Source organism: Moorena sp. SIO3I6, assembly GCF_010672095.1.
Genome location: NZ_JAAHHU010001375.1, coordinates 1 through 1,373 on the forward strand (window position 1 = coordinate 1; position 1,373 = coordinate 1,373).

Annotated in this window: 1 protein-coding gene; it reads left to right on the forward strand. The window is 41.1% G+C overall.

What is annotated here, in order from left to right:
* Nucleotides 1–260 precede the first annotated feature (260 nt).
* Nucleotides 261–863, forward strand: coding sequence for an NYN domain-containing protein (locus tag F6K49_RS49450; RefSeq protein ID WP_008182130.1), 603 nt, complete (start codon nt 261–263; stop codon nt 861–863).
* Nucleotides 864–1,373 lie beyond the last annotated feature (510 nt).

Genomic DNA, 1,373 nt, shown 5'->3' on the forward strand with positions numbered 1-1,373 from the left:
CGATTCGCTCCGTCAGATCTTGGATCACGACGCTCTTTCGATGTGTTCTTTTTGGCTGCGCCCTATGTATCCCATGCATGTTGGGGGGTTTTACCTCAAAACCAGAAGCTAGGAAAACCCAAACCGGTATTTGCACGACTGGAACTCACCTAATTTGGTTCCGTCTTATTAACCAAAAACTTAATCGGCATATTACCTTAATGCTGATTAAGTAAAAAGTTTTTTAATTTTTTTTTTTTTAACAAAGAGGTATAATAAAAATGCTGAGCCATTATAATCATGACCCAATTTTTACACCTGAACAAGTCTTAGAAAACCGTGGTCGTGTTGCCATCTTTATCGATGGTTCAAACTTATTTTATGCTGCCCTACAACTAGGGATTGAAATTGACTACACTAAGCTATTGTGTCGTTTGACAGCAGGATCTAGGCTACTACGCTCTTTCTTTTACACTGGTGTTGATCGTACGAATGAGAAGCAGCAGGGCTTTCTGCTCTGGATGCGTCGTAATGGCTACCGAGTAATTGCCAAAGATTTAGTTCAGCTACCAGATGGCTCAAAAAAAGCTAATCTGGATGTAGAAATTGCTGTTGACATGATGGCACTAGTGGGTTCCTACGACACAGCAGTTCTAGTCAGTGGTGATGGTGATCTTGCCTATGCAGTCGATTCTGTCAGTTATCGGGGAGTTCGGGTTGAGGTGGTCAGCCTACGCTCCATGACCAGTGATAGTCTAATTAATGTAGCCGACCGCTATATTGACCTTGATACCATCCAAGAAAGTATCCAAAAAACACCCAAACAAAACTATACTTACCGTCCGTTGTCTGGGTTCAATGTGATGGATGAACAGCACAAATAGTTTGGTGATTAGTGATTAGTAATTAGTAATTGGTGATTAGGGCCTGTCTGATGGGGTCCAAACTACGATTTAAGTGTGTGGGCGTTTCTTTCTCATGTCTTGTAGCATTCGGGCAGTAATTAGTGGCTGAAAACCTATAGTTTATGTCCGATGCTTTCCCCTCCTATAGTTGACATACAGACTTTATTCATGGAGTAGGGTAAACCATCTAAAAACTGAAAGCTAAGCAACTAAGTCAAGTATAGCTGAGAGGAGAACAGGTCGCCTATAATCATTAACTCATCTGGGTTTGGTCAATTCAGTTACAAAACTTATATCCAACTTGAAGGAAATAATCAAAGATTGAGTTCTCAGTAATTGAAAATCTTCTGCCGAGGGCTGAGCGGGTGAAAGGTAGGCTATAATCCTTATCTGGTCAGGATGCGCGTCAATTCAGTTACCCAACTTATCAACTCGATTTTTCGACCACTTGGACGAAATAATCAGGGATTGAGTTCTCAGTCATTGAAA

Excerpts from the sequence above, each read along its gene's own strand:
- F6K49_RS49450 (WP_008182130.1), top strand. The coding sequence starts at position 261 with ATGCTGAGCCATTATAATCATGACCCAATTTTTACACCTGAACAAGTC.